11 protein-coding genes are annotated in these 18,732 nt (G+C 60.2%); 9 read left to right on the top strand and 2 right to left on the bottom strand.

Annotation, left to right across the window (positions count from 1 at the left end):
- Positions 1–2 precede the first annotated feature (2 nt).
- A complete protein-coding gene (locus ACTQW0_RS06420; protein WP_441567398.1) occupies positions 3–2,585 on the bottom strand; it encodes a dynamin family protein in 2,583 nt (860 codons plus the stop codon).
- A gap of 237 nt (positions 2,586–2,822) precedes the next feature.
- Between ACTQW0_RS06420 and ACTQW0_RS06415 the strand changes: the two genes are divergently transcribed.
- Both ACTQW0_RS06415 and ACTQW0_RS06410 read left to right on the top strand, forming a co-directional pair.
- On the top strand, positions 2,823–4,199 hold the full coding sequence (locus ACTQW0_RS06415; protein WP_441567396.1) for an alpha-amylase family glycosyl hydrolase: 1,377 nt from the start codon (positions 2,823–2,825) through the stop codon (positions 4,197–4,199).
- Positions 4,200–4,202: 3 nt separating this feature from the next.
- Positions 4,203–4,766 carry a uracil-DNA glycosylase family protein gene (locus tag ACTQW0_RS06410; RefSeq protein WP_427795339.1) on the top strand — a complete coding sequence of 188 codons (564 nt, stop codon included), beginning with the start codon at positions 4,203–4,205 and terminating at the stop codon, positions 4,764–4,766.
- A 1-nt stretch (position 4,767) separates the two neighbouring features.
- Here ACTQW0_RS06410 and ACTQW0_RS06405 read toward each other — a convergent pair whose 3' ends face one another.
- Positions 4,768–5,427 carry a hypothetical protein gene (locus ACTQW0_RS06405; RefSeq protein ID WP_441567394.1) on the bottom strand — a complete coding sequence of 220 codons (660 nt, stop codon included), beginning with the start codon at positions 5,425–5,427 and terminating at the stop codon, positions 4,768–4,770.
- Between the two features lie 93 nt (positions 5,428–5,520).
- Between ACTQW0_RS06405 and ACTQW0_RS06400 the strand changes: the two genes are divergently transcribed.
- From ACTQW0_RS06400 to rpsL, 7 genes are all read left to right on the top strand, one after another.
- Complete coding sequence (locus ACTQW0_RS06400) at positions 5,521–6,657, top strand: pyridoxal phosphate-dependent aminotransferase (RefSeq protein WP_441567392.1); 1,137 nt, start codon at positions 5,521–5,523, stop codon at positions 6,655–6,657.
- 508 nt (positions 6,658–7,165) lie between these two features.
- Positions 7,166–7,687 (top strand): 50S ribosomal protein L10, encoded by a 522-nt coding sequence (rplJ, locus tag ACTQW0_RS06395; protein ID WP_117646079.1) that lies wholly within the window; start codon positions 7,166–7,168, stop codon positions 7,685–7,687.
- 102 nt (positions 7,688–7,789) lie between these two features.
- Positions 7,790–8,167, top strand: coding sequence for a 50S ribosomal protein L7/L12 (gene rplL / locus ACTQW0_RS06390; RefSeq protein WP_154514707.1), 378 nt, complete (start codon positions 7,790–7,792; stop codon positions 8,165–8,167).
- A gap of 313 nt (positions 8,168–8,480) precedes the next feature.
- Positions 8,481–9,389: a UTP--glucose-1-phosphate uridylyltransferase gene (locus tag ACTQW0_RS06385; RefSeq protein WP_368136490.1), complete on the top strand. Its 909-nt coding sequence runs from the start codon at positions 8,481–8,483 to the stop codon at positions 9,387–9,389.
- Positions 9,390–9,948: 559 nt separating this feature from the next.
- Positions 9,949–13,377 carry a DNA-directed RNA polymerase subunit beta gene (gene rpoB, locus ACTQW0_RS06380; protein ID WP_229770619.1) on the top strand — a complete coding sequence of 1,143 codons (3,429 nt, stop codon included), beginning with the start codon at positions 9,949–9,951 and terminating at the stop codon, positions 13,375–13,377.
- Between the two features lie 6 nt (positions 13,378–13,383).
- Positions 13,384–17,859, top strand: coding sequence for a DNA-directed RNA polymerase subunit beta' (locus ACTQW0_RS06375; protein ID WP_427793414.1), 4,476 nt, complete (start codon positions 13,384–13,386; stop codon positions 17,857–17,859).
- Positions 17,860–18,297: 438 nt separating this feature from the next.
- On the top strand, positions 18,298–18,675 hold the full coding sequence (gene rpsL, locus ACTQW0_RS06370) for a 30S ribosomal protein S12 (protein WP_154514699.1): 378 nt from the start codon (positions 18,298–18,300) through the stop codon (positions 18,673–18,675).
- Positions 18,676–18,732: the final 57 nt, after the last annotated feature.

The following is an 18,732-nucleotide window of genomic DNA, read 5'->3' as shown; positions in this document are numbered from 1 at the left end:
GCCTATTCCTTCCAATTAATGACGCGCGTAATGTACTCTTTTCGATTATTGAGCGTCTCGAGTTTTGCCTCGAGAGCGTTGATCTCCGCGGTTTGCCTGTTGATGTCTTCGACATGGCCATGGAGCACCGGGTTGTAGTCGGTGATATTGCTCGTAATTTGGCCGAGCAGCTCGTTGAGCCATTCGGTAAAGCCGTAGGTATGCTCGCGCTCTGTTTCGGCGCGTGCTTCGCAGAAACACCGTGAGATTTCGCGGTTGAATTTGTCTTCGACTTTCCTAAGCAAAAGCTTGTCAGATTTAAAGATGACACGGTCCATGAGCTTCAGTTCGGTAAAGTCTGCCTTGCTGAAAATGGGACCCTTTGTCTTATCGAGCGCGAGGCCACGATATTTAAGAATGATATCGCCGACCTCTTGGCGCTTCTCTTCGGAAAGAGGATTGTCGCTGCTGGTAGCGATGCGATAGAGGGCATCGCGGCTATGCTCCGCACAATCCTTCCAATAGCTTTGTGACAGCTCATCGATGGTCCGAGCTATTTGCTCGGCACATTCGTCATAGTGATTGATGACCTCGTTAAAGAGCTGGTCGGCGGCATCTTTGTCGGCTGTTCTTTCGGCAGCCTTTGCGTCGGATCTTTTTTGGAGCGCATCGGTGATGTCATCACAAAGGCCTTTGCCAACCTCCGCTAACCCAAATGTTGGGTGAGAGCCGACGTCCTTTTGTGTGTTTGCCGGGCTTCCTTTTATAGAATCGCCGAGCCTATTGAAAAAGTTAGGGGCGATTGAGTCAAACGCTTGCGCGGCTGCGTTCGATCGTTTTGAGTATTCGAGGCGCTCTCGCTTGTCTTCGGTAATGGCGCCTTGACGTGCTTGAAGCGTGTCAAGGTTGGTTTTCCACTGCTCGGCGGAAACGTTCCTGTCGATGGCGTCGGCATAGCTGGCCGAGGAGTCCAGCCTTGCATGCTCTCTGCAGTCTTCGAGCTGGTTGATGAGATTGCGCTTATCCTCTTCGAGCTCGGCTTCTCGCTGTGCTTTCTTTTGTTCGAGGTCGGTTTTCTTATTGGCAATCTCTTCTTCGGTTATGCTGACAATTTCTTGTAGGAGCGATTCCGACCTGCTGCATTTGTTATATGCGGAGTACCGCTCGGCAAACAGGCGTATCTCGTTTTCGATACAAAAGAGTCCGCTGTTGGCAAGAAGGAGGTCCTTGCAAGCCTCGGATTCGCGGTTGGTTCTGCGCGAGATCTGTCCTGGAAGGATGTCGTAGCGGTAGAGCGTTTTGTAGAAGCGGCTTGTCGGATCGGTGTATTTACGCTGCTGGTCTTCGAATTTTTCGGCATAGTTGTCGCTTATAAACTCGCTGGAGTTCTTTGAGCCTAGGCCGAGGATGGAAGAAACAAAGTAGATACCTTGCCCGTAAAGGCTGGCCGGAATGGACCAACGCATGATTTGCGAGACGGCTTCATCGTCGAATCCGCCTTTGGGAAGGTCGGCGGAATCTGCTTTGTTGACTACGATCATGGCAAAGCGTTCATCGATTGCGGGGATTTGCTCTATTTCGTTGGAGAGGTTCTTGTTGTCCTTCGTATCGAGCGAGTTGTACTCCGCAACGAAAATGGGAAGGCCATTTGAGAGGCCCTCCATTGCCTGTTTGAGCACTCGAGCGTGATCGGCGTTGGAGGCAGAGTTTGAGCCCGGGGTGTCAAAGATGACAAACTCCCTGTCATGGGGCCACGGGTCGGTATCGCTAAAGGGGACTTCGATTCTGATCAGATCGGAGATAGTCCGGTCGTCTTCATCGGCATGATATGAGTTAAGAACCTTGAGAGCGCTGTTCATATGGGAGGCCATGCCGGGCATGGAATCGGCGACTTTGGCTGCGATCATGTCGTATAGGGGCTCCCCCACAAGCTCTTTGTTTTCCATGAGGCCATCAAGATCAAAGCGCAGCAAGAATCGCCTGTTGCCACAGGAGAATTGAACCATCGCGCGATCTCGGTCTTTTGAACGTTTGATTTGGAATATGCGGGCCGTTACAGGCTCGTCGCCGCTGGGAAGGATCTCCATGCCAATGAGGGCGTTGATGAGCGTCGATTTGCCTGCACTATAGCTGCCTAGTACACACAGCGGGATGATGTCGCTCGAGACATCGGTGAACTTTCTAATTTGCTCAGAGACTTTTGTTCGCTCGGAGACTGATTCGTCTACAAGCCCCTGGATTTCCCTGAAGACTTCGACAATTTCTGGCAAGACGTCTCGGGCGTTTGATAGATAACGCTCGTCTCGTATGGCCTCGTATGTGTTGGCGCGTGGCCCTTCGGTGCAGATGGCGAGCAACTCCTGCCATTCGTCATCCGCGCCTTCAAAATGCAATTCGATTTTGTCGCCGCCGCCGAACTCTTTGGCGAGGATGTCGATGATCTCTTCGGCCTTAAAGGGGAAGAAACCATTAACGATCTTCGTGCTATGGAGCGCGCTATTGGGATTTGTGGAGGTCGTTATTTCTTGCCAGCCGTTATCCCATCGGAAGAACCGAACAGTTTCTTGATATGGATTGCTGACGATCTTGATTTTAATGTCTGCCATCGTTCAACTACCTTTGTAGGTCAGGTGTGGGAATATGCCGCCTTCATCATAGGATAGCCACCCGTGCGGACACCTCTTTATTCGCTCAGCGGCATCTCGGCAGTACCATTTATTTGGCAAGAATCTCGCCATCACCGTGCTGTTCCCGGCCATACGCTGCGCCAAGCCCGTCCCAAATTAACTACCCTGCTGGGCATACAATGGATGTCGTTGTGTTGAGCTTACCGGGAGGTTGCTATGTGGGCATACGAGACGACGTTCTATCAAATCTATCCGCTGGGCTTTTGTGGAGCTCCGCGCGAAAACGCCGCGCCCGTTGCCGAGGATGAGCTTGCCCAGGCTGCCAACGACGCGCCCAACCCCGATGCCCCCATCATGAAAATCGCCCAATGGGCCGACTACCTGCAAAAACTCGGTATTGGTGCTGTGCTCATCAACCCACCGCTCGAGTCCGATAGCCATGGCTACGACACGCGCAGCCTGCGCCACATCGACCGTCGCCTGGGTGGGGATGCCGACTTTGCCGCCGTGTGCGAGACGCTGCATGCCCACGGCATCCGCGTGGTGCTCGACGCCGTCTTCAACCACGTCGGTCGCGGCTTTTGGGCCTTCCGCGATGTGCAGGAGCGCAAGTGGGACTCGCCCTACAAGGACTGGTTCCACATCAGCTTTGACGGCGACTCGTGCTACGGCGACGGCTTTTGGTACGAGGGCTGGGAAGGCCATTTTGAGCTCGTGAAGCTTAACCTGCAAAACCCCGCCGTGGTCGATTACCTGCTCGAGTCCGTGCGCCGTTGGGCCGAGGTCTTTGGCGTCGACGGTCTGCGCCTGGACGTCGCCTATATGCTCGACCGTGACTTTATGCGCCGCCTGCACGCCTTTGCCCGTGAGCTCAAGCCCGACTTTGTGCTGATCGGCGAGACGCTCCATGGCGACTACAACCAGATCGTCAACGACGAGATGCTCGACTCCTGCACCAACTACGAGTGTTACAAGGGACTGTACTCCAGCTTTAACTCGATCAACATGTTCGAGATCGCCCACTCGCTGCACCGTCAGTTTGGCGGCGACCCGTGGTGCATCTACCGCGGTAAGCACCTGCTGTCGTTTGTCGACAACCACGATGTGCCGCGCCTGGCGAGCATCCTTACCGACAAGTCGTGCCTGCGTCCCGCCTATGGCATGCTCTTTGGCATGCCGGGCATCCCGTGCATCTACTATGGCAGCGAGTGGGGAATTGCTGGCGAAAAGGGCGGCCCCGATGGCGACTGGGCGCTGCGCCCTGCGCTCGATGAGCCTGCGCCCAACGAGCTGACGGCCTTCATCACACAGCTTGCGCACCTGCGCTCGGCCGACGACGCGGCGGCACGCGCTCTCAGCTACGGTGCGTACCGCAACGTGATGATTCAGAACAAACAGCTGCTGTTCGAGCGCGCCTGCGACGACGCGACGGTGCTCGTGGCGGTCAATGCCGTGAACGAGCCTTATACCTTTGGAGCCGGCGAACTCAACGGTTCCTTCGTCGACCTACTTGCCGACGATGCACCCACGGTCGAGCTGACGGGTGCGCTTGAACTTGCGCCCTACGAGGTGCGCTATCTGTTGAGGGCCTAGGTCATGGCGGCGTCAGACGAGGGCTATCAACATATTGAGCATGGGTTTGAGCCCGTGTTTGACCAGCACTCGCGCGTTTTGGTGCTCGGGTCGTTTCCCTCGGTGCTTTCGCGCGCCAATGCCTTTTATTACGGCAACCCTCAGAATCGCTTTTGGCGCGTGATGGCCGCGTGCCTTGGTGTGCCTGTACCACCCAACGAGGGCGACCCTTTGGTGGGCGGCGAGCCCGCGACGCTCGACGCCTCTATTGCCGCCAAGCGATCCATGCTGCTGAACGGTGGTGTGGCCCTGTGGGATGTGATCGAGAGCTGCGACATTAAGGGGTCGAGCGACGCGAGCATCAAAAACGTTGTGCCGGCATATATCGAACGCATCACTGGAGCTGCGCCCATCGAGCGGGTGGTATGCAACGGAGGTACGGCGGGGCGCCTCTATAAGCGCTATCTACAGGAGCGGACGGGTCTGTCCGCTGTCGTGTTGCCGTCAACTAGTCCCGCTAACGCGGCCTGGCGCCTGGAGCGGCTTGTCGAGCGCTGGCGCGAGGCAGTTGACTGGACCGCACGGTAATCTAGATCCTTGATTGAGCATGGGCACCGAGGCGTTTGATGATGGCATGCCAGATTGGTGCGGGCACGGCGGGCTTGGCGCGCACCATGCCGTCGGCATCGACACTGTCGGCATCGCCGCCGCCAAGCAGCTGCGCATGTTCAATGGAACAGCCCATGCGCACAGCGCCTACAAGCTTATCCATCGCTTCGGAAAATGGCCGGCGTAAGAGGCCCATACGCGGGGAGTGGCGAAGCGCCGCAATACCGCTGCCGGCACAGATGACAACGCCACCGCACCATGGCAGGTCGCGAAGACGACAGGCCCGGCGCAGCCGCAAGGCGGTTTCGTGTGCCCGTTCGGTGTCCTCGGACCCAGCAAGAACGACGGCGTAGACGCGTGTTTCCGCGATTCCAAGGCGATCGAGCACCTGCTCGACAGCGATTATCGCCTCATCATCAAATGCATCATCAACAGCGAACACCATGCCATCGACTACACCGGCATCATCCGCCTCCAAATCGACCGAACGGGGGAGCGCGGTGCCGGAAAGCTGAGCATAGGCGGCGATGGCATCCTGCAGGTCCCAGAGTAAAAACTCAAGATCGGCGCTCTCGGGAATACTGATATACGCAATGGTTTGCAGCGTTTTTGGTACATCGCCGCGCGCGGTCGTCTCCATGCCGCCTCCTTTCCGGTTGGTTTCCGTTTAGGTTACACCGTCTGGTGGCGCGCGGGCGCGCTATCCTAGTGCAACCCTTACGAAAGGAATGCCATGCGACTGCCCATGAATACCTCGCTTGCCACGCTCAAGCCCTCCGGTATCCGCCGGATTAACGCGCTCGCCGCCCAGCACCCGGGGTGCATCGCGCTTGCGCTTGGCGAGCCCGATTTTCCCACGCCCGATGTGATTAGCGCCGAGGTGACCGCCGCGCTGGGCCGCGGCGACACGCACTATCCGCCCAACAACGGCCGTCCCGCCCTGCGCGAGGCGCTGTCTACCTACATGGGAGACGCGGGCCTTACGTTTTCGGCCGACGAGGTCATCCTGACCGACGGCGCGACCGAGGCCCTGTCGGCAACATTTATGGCCATGCTCAACCCCGGCGACGAGGTTATTATCCCCACGCCGGCCTTTGGCCTGTACGAGAGCATCGTCGTGGCCAACCACGCCAAAGCGGTCTTTTTGGATACGGAGCCCGCGCAATTTCAGATTGACGAGGAAGCGCTTCGCGCCTGCGTGACGCCGGCGACTAAGGCCATCGTCATCTGCACGCCCAACAATCCTACGGGCTGTATCCTCGACGCGGCATCGCTCGACGCCGTGGCACACGTGGCAGAGCAGGCGGGCATCTACGTAATCTGCGACGACGTATATAACCGCCTGGTCTATGTGGATGGCTATGAGCGCTTTGCCCAGCGCCACCCGGAGCTACGCGAGCAGACGGTGGTCATCGAGAGCTTCTCCAAGCCATGGGCTATGACCGGCTGGCGCCTGGGTTGGCTCGCAGCTGCAGCCCCCGTCATCGCCGAGATCGCAAAGGCCCACCAATACTTAGTATCGAGCGCCGTCTCCTTTGAGATGGACGCCGCAGCTCGAGCCCTGACCGTCGACCCAACCCCCATGCTCAAAGTCTACCGAGCTCGCCGCGAACGCGTGCTCGCAGCCTTAGACACCATGGGCCTCGACGTAGTGGAACCAGCCGGCGCCTTCTACGCTTTCCCCAGCATCAAACAATTCGGCCTAACAAGCGAAGACTTCTGCATCAAAGCCATCAAAGAAGCCAACGTAGCCCTAGTCCCCGGAGACTGCTTCGGCACCGAAGGCCACGTCCGCTTAAGCTACTGCGTCTCCGACCAAGATCTGGACGAAGGCCTCCGCCGCCTGTCCAACTTCGTGTCAACCCTATAGCCCACCGGGACCCAAAACCATCAGCCCACCGACCCAAGCATTATGAGTGGGGCGCGCCGGCCAACGGAAAACCGGGCTGCCCCATAGTTGACGCAGGCCGCGCCGCCGAAGGCCAGGCGCAAGGTTTTCGTAGATTCCGCACGAGCCGAAGGCCACTTAATGTGGCCTTCGTGCGAGCCCAGGACTTGACCGAGCGAAAACCTTGCGCCTGGCCTTCGGCGGAGCGTGCCGGATGGTGGAATTGTGTGCAGCCCGGTTTTCCGTTGACCGACGCCGGGGTCCCCGCCATAATACTTTCGGTTCACGCACGAATCCGCTGCCAGAGACAGCCGGTGCAAACGGGCATTGCCCGCGAGCTCAATGGGATATCCCGCCAGCCGAGGTGGTCGAGTAGATATGTCTTCTCGCCCCCGTCGCTCATGCAGCGCGGGGGCTTTCTTTTTGGACATGCCCCCGTCACGTCCTTGTGGCGGACCGTGCCCGGAAAGAATTCGAGGAGGTGTAATTCATGCCCCAGCAGTACAAAATCGACAAGGTTGCAGAGATCGAGTCCCGTATCGCCGAGAATGCCGGTCTGTTCGTCGTCAACTACAACGGTCTGACGGTTAAGCAGGCTCAGGAGCTGCGTCATCAGCTTCGCGAGTGCGGCGCCGAGATGAAGGTCTACAAGAACAACCTGGTCAAGATCGCTCTCAAGAACCAGGAGCAGCCCGAGCTCGACGAGATCCTCGCCGGCCCCGTCGCTTATGTGTTCTACGAGACCGAGCCGGTCGAGGCCGCTAAGACCCTTAAGGACTTCTCCGCTAAGTCCAAGGGCGTCCTTGAGATTAAGGGCGGTATCTCCGACGGCAAGGCCGTTTCCGCTGATGATGTTAAGGCTATCGCCGAGCTGCCCACCAAGGACCAGCTTCTCGGCCAGATCGCCGGTCTCATCTCCGGTTTCGCTCGCGACATCGCTGTCTGCGTCAACGGCGTTTCCTCTGGTCTCGCTCGTTCGATCCAGCAGGTCTCCGAGCAGAAGGCAGCCTAGTCGCTGTTTTCACCCGCGGCGGCAACGCCGCACCCCTGGCGCATTCGCGCCGTGTTTTAACTGATCTCCGTGCACAGACACGGAAACCGAAAGGACTTAGAAATGGCTAAGCTTACCACCGATGAGATCATCGATGCTCTTAAGGAAATGACCCTTCTCGAGGCTTCCGAGCTCGTTAAGGCTATCGAGGACACCTTCGGCGTTTCCGCCGCTGCTCCTGCCGCTGTTGTCGCCGCTCCCGCTGCTGGCGCTGCTGAGGCCGAGGAGAAGACCGAGTTTGACGTCGTGCTCGAGGGCTTCGGCGACAACAAGATCCAGGTCATCAAGGCCGTCCGTGAGCTCACCAACCTTGGCCTGAAGGAGGCCAAGGAGGTCGTCGAGAGCGCTCCCAAGGCTGTTCTCGAGGGCGCCAAGAAGGAGGACGCCGAGGCTGCCAAGGAGAAGCTCGAGGCTGCTGGCGCTGCTGTCACCCTCAAGTAATCAGGCTTTCTCGCCAGATTTCTTTCCAGACGGGGTTCGCATTGCGAGCCCCGTCTTTTTTGTTTTGGCCCCTCATTCCCATTGCTCGGCACGCAGAACACCGCTGTCTTCGCCGTGCCAATCCCGTTACCGCTGGGGCATAAAATTGCACCATTCGAGCAATAATTTGCGTTGACCTGCTGAAGAATTGCGTTTGCCTTACGGCGACGTATGTCTCCGGCGGTAAGATACTTCGGTATCGCAATTTGGTCTGCGGCCGCCGTGCCGCACGCATAGGGCGCATTCTGCGCCTGCGAAAGGATCCTTGAATAACATGAAGGCAATCATCCCCGCCGCCGGCCTTGGCACGCGTTTTCTGCCTGGCACTAAGTGCACGCCCAAAGAGATGCTGCCGGTTCTCGACAAGCCGGTCATTCAGTATGTCGTTGAGGAGGCACTCGACCCCGAGGAGGTCGACGACGCCATCATCGTTACCTCTCCCGGTAAGCCCGAGCTGCTGAGCTACTTCCAGCCCGACCGTTCGCTCGAGAACCTGCTGCGCGAGCGCGGCAAGAACGCCTATGCCGATGCCGTCGCCCACGCTGGCGGTATGCCGGTCGACTTCCGCTATCAGTACGAGCCCAAGGGTCTCGGCCATGCCATTCGCTCGGCGGCCGATGCTGTGGCGGGGGAGAACTTCCTGGTTCTTCTGGGCGACTACGTTGTGCCCAACCATGACATTTGCGACAAGATGCTTGCCGTCTCCAAGGAGCATGGCGGCGCTTCGGTTATCGCTGTTGCCGCGTGTGCTCCCGAGGAGGTCAGCCGCTATGGCGTTATCGCCGGCGAGCGCGTGGGCTCCCTCGAGGGCGCTGAGGGCGTTGGCGATGCCGAGCCTGGCGCCGTGTGGCGTATCGGCGGCTTGGTGGAGAAGCCTGCTCCCGAGGCTGCGCCTTCTAACCTTTACATCGTCGGACGCTATCTGCTGAGCCCGCTGGTCATGGAGCTGCTTGCCGACCAGCAGGCCGGCAAGGGCGGCGAGATTCAGCTCACTGACGCCATGGCCCGCTCGCTCGACCGCGAGGCTATGTACGCTGTCGTCATCGACCCGCTCTCGGGCTACGACACCGGTACCCCGTCTGGCTGGATGGCCACCAACGCCCTCATGGCTGCAAGCGATCCTCGCTTTGCCGATGCCTTCTGGGATGCCATCGACGAGCGCGGCGGCTTGATGCGCAAGTAAACAGCGCTTACGGGTGCGGACTTCGGTCTGCACCCGTTTTTTTGCGAAGTGCCGCTTAGCTCCGGAAAGTGCGACCCACAATTTGATCGAATTCTGGGATGCGCTTTCCGGCTGAGGACCCTAGCGGAAAGCGCATCCCAGAATATCGGCTCAGGACGGGATACAGTTTCCCAAACGGGGCTCAATCGGAAACTACGACCCAGTTTGAGGCCTCAAAACGGGACGCAGTTTCCGCCCGATCAGCCTTCGTCGCCATTCCGCCATTCAACGACGCGCATCAGCAACTCTGTTCACAGAAAATATATGAACATATGTTCGATATACACATATCTACCTGCGCATTTTCTGTCGAAAAACTTTGCTACTCCAAAAACACAATCGCGTCAAGGCTTTTCTTGCCCAACGGTCGGTACCTGATAAACTATTAGGTTGCGATAACTGGCGAAGCTATGCCTCGCCAACCCACCGAGCATTTCCGTGAAGGAGGAAAAACCTGGTGACCTACGCATACACTGCCACTGAGCGCAAGCGCGTCAGCTTCGGGAAAATCCCGGAGGCCATGGAGCTCCCCAACCTTATCTCTGTTCAAAGGGAATCCTTTGAGCGTTTTAAGGACGAGGGCCTTCGTGAGGCGTTTAAGGAATCCAGCCCCATCCAGAGCCAGAACCATGTTCTCGAGGTTACCTTCGGCGAGCATCAGTTTGGCGACCCCGCGCATACCGTCGAGGAGTGCCGCGAGAAGGATATGACCTATCAGGCTCCGCTTCTGACCGACGTCCGTCTCACCAACAAGGAGACCGGCGAGATCAAGGAGCAGCTCGTCTTTATGGGCGACTTCCCCATGATGACCGATCAGGGCACCTTCATCATCAACGGTACCGAGCGTATCGTCGTCTCGCAGCTCGTCCGTTCCCCGGGCGTGTACTTCAGCTCCGAGATGGATTCGGGCAAGCAGATCTACAAGGCTCAGATCATCCCGTCCCGCGGTGCCTGGCTTGAGTTTGAGGTTGACAAGCGCGACCAGCTCATGGTCTCCATCGACCGTAAGCGCAAGCAGAGCGCCACGATGTTCCTGCGCGCCCTTGGCATCGCCGTCACCAACGACGACATTATCGAGCTGCTCGGCAACTCCGATGTGATCAAGCGCACCCTCGAGCGCGATACCGCCCTTACCCGCGAGGATGCTCTTATCGAGATCTACCGTCGCCTGCGCCCGGGCGAGCCTCCCACCGTGGATGCTTCCCGCAGCCTGCTCGAGGGCCTGCTCTTCAACCCGCAGCGCTACGACCTGGCCCGCGTCGGTCGCTACAAGGTCAACAAGAAGCTCAACCTCACTACCGAGGAAGAGGTCACGGTGCTCACCGACGAGGATATCGTCGCTACGCTGCGCTACCTCCTGTCCCTCGCTGCCGGCGAGCAGGGCTTCAAGGTTGACGACATCGACCACTTTGGCAACCGCCGTATCCGCACCGTCGGCGAGCTCGTCGCCAACCAGTTCCGTATCGGCATGAGCCGTATGGAGCGCGTCGTCCGTGAGCGCATGAGCTCCCAGGACATCGACGAGATTACCCCGCAGTCGCTCATCAACATCCGCCCGATCGTGGCCTCCATCAAGGAGTTCTTCGGTTCCTCGCAGCTCTCGCAGTTCATGGACCAGGCGAACCCTCTGACCGGTCTGACCCACAAGCGCCGTCTGTCCGCACTCGGCCCTGGCGGTCTTGCCGGCCACAAGTCGGGCTCCAGCCGCCGCACCAACGTGCCGACGGCCGTCCGCGACGTTCACAACTCGCACTACAGCCGCATGTGCCCGATCGAGACCCCCGAAGGCCCCAACATCGGCCTGATCGGCTCGCTTGCCCTCTACGCCCGCGTCAACGAGTATGGCTTCATCGAGGCCCCGTTCCGCCGCGTCGAGAACGGCGTTGCCACCGACCAGATCGACTGGATGACCGCTGACGAGGAAGAGAAGCACGTTATCGCGCCGGCCAACACGCCGCTCGATCCCAAGACCAACGAGTTCATCACGACCGATGCCGAGGGCAAGATCGTCCGTCCGCATTCCGTGATCGCCCGTACCCGCGACTTCGACGGCTCCTTCGGCGCTCCCGCCGACGTGCCCGTCGAGGATGTCGACTACATGGACGTCTCGCCGCGCCAGATGCTCTCCGTCGCAGCCACGCTGATCCCGTTCCTCGAGCACGACGACGCTAAGCGTACGCTCATGGGCGCCAACATGCAGCGTCAGGCCGTGCCGCTGGTTCACCCCGCCGCTCCCTATGTCGGTACCGGCATGGAGCGTCGCGCCGCCCTGGACTCTGGCGAGGTCACCCTGGCCAAGAACGCCGGCGAGGTCATCTTTGCCGACGCCTCCAAGATTATCGTCAAGCATGCCGGCGGCATGGACGAGTATCACCTGGCCAAGTACCAGCGCTCCAACCAGTCCACCTGCATCAACCACCGCCCGCTCGTGCGCGTCGGCGACACCGTTGAGCAGGGTGAGCCTCTGGCCGACGGTCCTTCGACCGATCACGGCGAGCTCGCACTGGGCCAGAACCTCACCGTGGCCTACATGCCGTGGGAAGGCTTCAACTACGAGGACGGTATCGTCGTGTCCGAGCGCCTGGTGGCCGAGGACCTGCTGACGACCATCAACATCACCCGTCACGAGATCGACGCCCGCGATACCAAGCTCGGCCCCGAGGAGATCACTCGCGAGATCCCGAACCTCTCCGAGGACATGCTTGCCAACCTCGATGAGGACGGCATCATCCGCATCGGCGCTGAGGTCGGCCCTGGCGACATCCTGGTCGGCAAGGTTACCCCTAAGGGCGAGAGCGCTCTGACTGCCGAGGAGCGCCTGCTGCGCGCCATCTTCGGTGCCAAGGCTCACGACGTTCGCGACACTTCCCTTAAGATGCCTCACGGCGCTTACGGCCGCGTCATCGACGTCGTCCGCTTTAGCCGCGAGAACGGCGACGACCTGGCCCCCGGCGTCAACGAGCAGGTGCGCGTCTACGTCGCCCAGCGTCGTAAGATCCAGCAGGGCGATAAGATTGCCGGCCGCCACGGCAACAAGGGTGTTATCTGTAACGTTCTGCCGGTCGAGGACATGCCCTACATGGCTGACGGTACCCCGATCGACGTTATCCTCAACCCGCTGGGCGTTCCTTCGCGTATGAACGTCGGCCAGCTGCTCGAGTGCCACCTTGGCTGGGCTGCTGCCTGCGGTTGGGATACCGAGGATGCCGATTCCGACAAGTACGTCCCCGGTCCGTTCTTTACCGCGACGCCCGTCTTCGACGGCGCCAAGGAGGACGAGATCGCCGAGGTCATCCGTCGTGCCAACAAGAACATGCTCAACAAGGCCACCGCTGCCTTTGGCGATCACATGCGCCCCGAGTTTGTCACCCAGCTTGACGAGCGCGGAAAGACCCGCCTGTTTGACGGCCGCACCGGCGAGGAGTTCCGCGAGCCCATTACCGTGGGCACGTCCTACATCCTCAAGCTCGGTCACATGGTCGACGACAAGATCCACGCCCGTTCGACTGGCCCTTACAGCCTGGTTACCCAGCAGCCGCTGGGCGGCAAGGCCCAGTTCGGCGGCCAGCGCTTCGGCGAGATGGAAGTTTGGGCACTGTACGCATACGGTGCTTCCAACGTCCTGCAGGAGATCCTGACCGTCAAGTCCGACGATACCGTGGGCCGCGTCAAGACCTACGAGTCCATCGTCAAGGGCGAGAACGTCCCGGTTCCGGGTATCCCCGAGTCCTTCAAGGTTCTCGTCAAGGAGATCCGCTCCCTCGCACTGGACATCGAGCCCATGCGCGATGCCGACGAGGACGCCTCCGCCCCTGTGACCGCCGAGGAGACCTCTGCCCTCGATGACCTGGCTGCGCTCGCCGGCGTTGACGCCGACGTCGAGGCCCAGGATGCCGAGACCGCCGAGGCACCCGAGGCTGTCGCCGCCACGACCACTGATAAGGAGTAGTTGACTGTGGCAGATTTCGAAGCTACTGAATTTGACTCGGTAAAGATCTCCCTTGCCTCCGCCGACCGGATCCGTTCCTGGTCGCACGGTGAGGTCAAGAAGCCGGAGACCATCAATTACCGCACCCTCAAGCCCGAGAAGGACGGCCTGTTCTGCGAGAAGATCTTCGGTCCCGCCAAGGACTGGGAGTGCTCCTGCGGCAAGTACAAGGGCATCCGCTTTAAGGGCATCGTCTGCGAGCGCTGCGGCGTCGAGGTCACCTCGGCCAAGGTGCGTCGCGACCGCATGGGCCATATCGAGCTCGCCGCTCCCGTGTCCCACATCTGGTACTTCAAGAGCCCCACGAGCTTCCCGATGAGCCGTATGCTCGACATCAAGTCCAAGGACCTCGAGAAGGTTCTGTACTTTGCCAGCTACATCATCACCGAGGTCGACTACGAGGCTCGCGAGGCCGACGCCGACGACCTGCGCGAGGAGCTCGCTGCCGATCTGGAAGAGATCGACGCCGAGTGCGCCCGCCAGATCGAGTCCCTCAAGGAGCAGGGCAACCCCGAGAACTTTGACGAGTTCTCCGACGAGGAGCCGCTGACCCCCGAGGAGATCGCCTCCGGCATCGTCGACATCGAGGAAGAGTGCAAGGACGAGAAGCAGCTCCGCACGGACGCCTTCAACGCCTTCATGAAGCTCACCGAGCGCGACCTCATCTCCGATGAGCCGCTGTTCCGCGAGATGACCCGTTACTACTCCATGTACTTCAAGGGTGGCATGGGTGCCGAGGCCGTCCGCGACCTGCTCGCTGCCATCGACCTCCCCTCCGAGGCCGAGAAGCTCAAGGCCATCATCGCCGACGAGGACTCCCAGAAGCAGAAGCGCGAGAAGGCCGTCAAGCGCCTCGAGGTCGTTGACGCCTTCCTGAAGGGCGGCAACAGCCCCGCGAACATGATTCTGGATGTCATCCCGGTCATTCCGCCCGATCTGCGCCCGATGGTCCAGCTCGACGGCGGCCGCTTTGCCGCGTCCGACCTCAACGACCTGTATCGTCGCGTGATCAACCGTAACAACCGACTCAAGCGCCTGCTCGACCTGGACGCCCCTGCGATCATCGTGAACAACGAGAAGCGCATGCTCCAGGAGTCCGTGGACGCCCTGTTCGACAACGGCCGCCGTGGGCGCCCGGTCTCTGGCCGTGGTGGTCGCCCGCTCAAGTCGCTCGCCGAGGCCCTCAAGGGCAAGCAGGGTCGTTTCCGCCAGAACCTGCTGGGCAAGCGTGTCGACTACTCTGGCCGTTCGGTAATCGTTACCGACCCCAAGCTGCTGCTGCACCAGTGCGGTCTGCCCAAGACCATGGCGCTGGAGCTCTTCAAGCCCTTCGTCATGAAGCGCCTGGTCGAGCTTGGCAAGGTCGAGAACATCAAGGGCGCCAAGCGCGCTATCGACCGCGGTGCCACCTTTGTGTGGGACATCCTCGAAGAGGTCATCGACGGTCGTGTCGTGCTGCTCAACCGTGCACCGACCCTGCACCGTCTGTCCATCCAGGCCTTTGAGCCGGTGCTGGTCGAGGGCAAGGCTATCCACCTGCACCCGCTGGTCTGCGCGCCCTTCAACGCCGACTTCGACGGCGACCAGATGTCTGTCCACGTGCCGCTGTCCAGCCAGGCTCAGGCCGAGGCCCGCGTGCTCATGCTCTCTGCGAACAACCTGCGCTCGCCGGCGTCCGGCAAGCCGGTCAACATCCCCTCGCAGGACATGATCATTGGTGTGTACTACCTGACCCAGGTCCGCGACGGTCTGCCGGGCGAGAACCACGTGTTCTCGAGCTTCGACGACGCGTTGCACGCCTATGACTGCCGCTCCGAGGTCGATATGCAGGCCAAGATTCAGGTCCGCGTGTCCGCCGAGAACGCCAACGTCATCAACGAGGACGGCACCCGTATCTTCCGCGTCAAGAACGGCAAGAACGAGTTCGTCGACTACGATGTCACCGGTAACAAGACCGCACGCTTCGAGACTTCTATCGGCCGTATCATCTTCAACCGCCAGTGCCTGCCCGAAGACTACGAGTTCATGAACTACAAGATGGTCAAGGGCGATGTGGCCAAGCTGGTTGCCGACTGCTGCGATCGTTACCCCGAGGCCAAGGTAGGCCCGATCCTCGACTCTATCAAGTACTCCGGCTTCCACTACGCTACCCGCGCCGGCCTCACCATCTCGGTATGGGACGCTCTCATCCCTGCCGAGAAGCAGGAGCTGCTCGACCGCGCCCAGGCCAACGTCGACCAGATCAACGAGTACTTCGAGGAGGGCTTCATCAACGAGACGGAGCGCCACATCGAAGTCGTTAACGAGTGGACCGCTTGTACCGATAAGGTCGCAGCGCTCATGCTCGACATGTTCGACGAGGAGAACCCGCTGTACATGATGGCCGACTCCGGCGCCCGTGGTTCTAAGACCCAGCTGCGTCAGCTCGGCGGCATGCGTGGCCTGATGGCAGATATGTCCGGCGAGACGATCGACCTTCCCATTAAGGCGAACTTCCGCGAGGGCCTGCTGCCGCTCGAGTACTTCATTTCGACCTACGGCGCCCGTAAGGGCCTGGTCGATACCGCATCCCACACCTCGGACTCTGGCTACCTGACCCGTCGTCTGGTCGACGTGGCCCAGGACGTCATCGTCCGCGAGGAGGACTGCGGTACGCACGAGGGCGTCACCTACAACCTCATCATTCCCGGCACCACCGACCTCAACACCGATCTTGTCGGCCGTTGCTTTATTGAGGACGTCGTGGCTCCCGATGGCACCGTGCTCTTTGAGCAGGACGGCTATATCGAGAAGGTCGCCGACATCCAGAAGATGGTCGATGCGGGCCTTAAGAAGGTCAAGCTTCGCGCGCTGCTCACCTGCCGCTCCAAGTACGGCGTGTGCCAGAAGTGCTACGGCTGGGATCTTTCCACCCGTCGTCCGGTCGCCATCGGTACCGCAGTCGGCATTATTGCCGCCCAGTCCATCGGCGAGCCCGGTACGCAGCTTACGATGCGTACCATTCACTCCGGCGGCGTCGCTGGCGTCGACGATATTACGCAGGGTCTGCCTACGGTCAGCCGTATGTTCGATATCGTCGGCAACGTCAACGAGAAGATCCTGGGTCGCGAGGCCGAGCTGGCTCCGTACTCCGGCCACCTCTCGATTAAGCCCGAGAAGTCCGAGTACGTGCTGACGCTCACCGACTCCGAGGATCACACCCGTGTCCTCGACGAGCGTCGCGTCCCCGCTTCGGTGCGCTTTATGCCCGAGATCGAGGACGGCTGCGAGGTTCGCGCCGGCGACCAGATCACCAAGGGCTTCGTCAACTTCCGCAACCTGCGCAAGCTGACCGACATCGAGTCGACGATGCACACCTTCGTCGAGAGCGTCAAGGACGTCTACACCAGCCAGGGCGTCGACCTGAACGACAAGCACATCGAGGTGCTCGCACGTCAGATGCTGCGTCGCGTTCAGATCACCAACCCCGGCGACTCCAAGTACCTGCTTGGTCAGTACGTCGACCGCTACGAGTTCGCCGACGAGGTCGAGCGCGTTGCCCGTCTGGGCGGTCAGGCTCCCGTGGCTGAGCCCGTCATCTTGGGTACGCTCAAGGTTGCGTCCAACATCGACTCCTGGCTGTCGAGCGCTTCGTTCATCCGTACCGCCGGCGTCCTTACCGAGGCTGCTATTGAGGGCAAGGTCGACCACCTGCTCGACCTTAAGTCCAACGTCATCGTCGGTAAGAAGATCCCGGCTGGTACCGGCCTCAAGCCGTACGCTAACGCCAAGCTGACGTATCGCACGGCCGACGGCTACGTGGACATCGATGGTCCGGCTTCGCCCAACGCCAAGTCACTGCCCGAGTGGGCTCCCGTGGAGCTCAAGGACCTGGACGAGCGGCTCCCACAGCAGCTCGACTGGGCCGGCTACGACGAGTTTGGCGGTGCCGACGGTTCGTTCACCCGCAACGGCCACACCATCTCCGCCGAGAAGGCTCGCCTGTACCTGTTCGACGACCTGGGCGTGTCGCAGCGCTGGACCAACAAGTTCAGTGAGGTCGGCATCGAGACGGTCGGCGACCTGGTTGGCAAGTCCGAGGAGGATCTGCTGCGCATCGATGGCATCGGTGCTAAGGCGATCGAGGAGCTCCGTGACGGCCTCGAGGCCCACGACCTGCTCTACATCCTCGAGAACAACGACGACGTTGCCGACGAGGAAGACCTTTCGCAGCTGCTGCAGATGGTCTTTAGCCCCGACGGTCCGGATGACATCCTGCTGGGCACCTCCGCTCCGACGCATCACGCTGATGCCGACGAGGAGCTCCTGGGCGCCCCGATCGACGACAAGAAGGCTTCCGCCAACGGTGCCATCAACGAGGACATGGCTTCCCTCGACGAGCTGCTCAACCAGCTCGTGGACACCGACGACGCCGAAGAGGCCAAGGACAACGACGGGGAGTAATTTCCTAGTACGTTAACCGCCCTTCCAAAGACCCGTTTCCCAACAGGGGAGCGGGTCTTTTTTGTCGAGGAACGTTGCCCCGACGAGTACGTAAGATTTCCGGGACGGGCGGCATAAGGGTTAAGTTTGTCACGAGTTCCGCACGAGCCGGAGGCCACTTAATGTGGCCTCCGTGCGAGCCAGGACTGTAGAGCAGCAAACTTAACCCCAGGGCCGCCCGTCCCGGAAATCCGCCCTCGCGCACAGGAGGGGATTCCTTTTGTGTAGGCTTTGCGGAAATGTGGCTATTTTAGGATACGCCCGGCGGCGTGGTCTGTTGACGACACAGCTAACGGCACGTATCCTATCGAACTGCGTGTTTCGTAGGGGGATGCTGACCCCTCGATTCAAGCCGTTGCACTTTACAGAAAGCTGGAATCATTCGAGAAGGAGTACGCTTTGCCTACTATTAACCAGCTGGTTCGCCAGGGCCGTCGTTCCGCGCCCAAGAAGTCCAAGAACGCTGCTCTGCAGCACAACTCCCAGAAGCGCGGCGTGTGCACCCGCGTCTTCACCACGAGCCCCAAGAAGCCGAACTCGGCTCTTCGTAAGGTTGCCCGTGTTCGCCTCGTCAACGGCATCGAAGTTACTGCTTACATTCCGGGTGAGGGCCACAACCTGCAGGAGCACTCCATCGTGCTCGTCCGCGGCGGTCGTGTTCGTGACCTCCCTGGTGTCCGTTATCACGTCATCCGTGGCGCCTACGATGCTGCTCCGGTCCAGAACCGTATGCAGGCCCGTTCCAAGTACGGTGCTAAGCGCCCCAAGGCCAAATAAGCCAGATAACGTTTTGATACTTTCGCCGTGTGCCGCCTAAGCGCCGCACGGTAGACA

Origin of the sequence: Collinsella sp. LCP19S3_B7 (assembly GCF_052121795.1) — a bacterium.
In the GTDB taxonomy this organism is placed as follows: Bacteria; Actinomycetota; Coriobacteriia; order Coriobacteriales; family Coriobacteriaceae; genus Collinsella.
Note: the sequence above shows the minus strand (reverse complement) of the source record. Positions and strands in the feature narration are given on the sequence as shown.

What these genes read in the sequence shown, in the direction of transcription:
- ACTQW0_RS06415 (WP_441567396.1), top strand. Translation starts at nt 2,823, where the DNA reads ATGTGGGCATACGAGACGACGTTCTATCAAATCTATCCGCTGGGCTTT.
- rpoB (WP_229770619.1), top strand. Translation starts at nt 9,949, where the DNA reads ATGGAGCTCCCCAACCTTATCTCTGTTCAAAGGGAATCCTTTGAGCGT.
- ACTQW0_RS06420 (WP_441567398.1), bottom strand. Translation starts at nt 2,585, where the DNA reads ATGGCAGACATTAAAATCAAGATCGTCAGCAATCCATATCAAGAAACT.
- ACTQW0_RS06385 (WP_368136490.1), top strand. Translation starts at nt 8,481, where the DNA reads ATGAAGGCAATCATCCCCGCCGCCGGCCTTGGCACGCGTTTTCTGCCT.
- ACTQW0_RS06410 (WP_427795339.1), top strand. Translation starts at nt 4,203, where the DNA reads ATGGCGGCGTCAGACGAGGGCTATCAACATATTGAGCATGGGTTTGAG.
- rplJ (WP_117646079.1), top strand. Translation starts at nt 7,166, where the DNA reads ATGCCCCAGCAGTACAAAATCGACAAGGTTGCAGAGATCGAGTCCCGT.
- rplL (WP_154514707.1), top strand. Translation starts at nt 7,790, where the DNA reads ATGGCTAAGCTTACCACCGATGAGATCATCGATGCTCTTAAGGAAATG.
- ACTQW0_RS06405 (WP_441567394.1), bottom strand. Translation starts at nt 5,427, where the DNA reads ATGGAGACGACCGCGCGCGGCGATGTACCAAAAACGCTGCAAACCATT.
- ACTQW0_RS06400 (WP_441567392.1), top strand. Translation starts at nt 5,521, where the DNA reads ATGCGACTGCCCATGAATACCTCGCTTGCCACGCTCAAGCCCTCCGGT.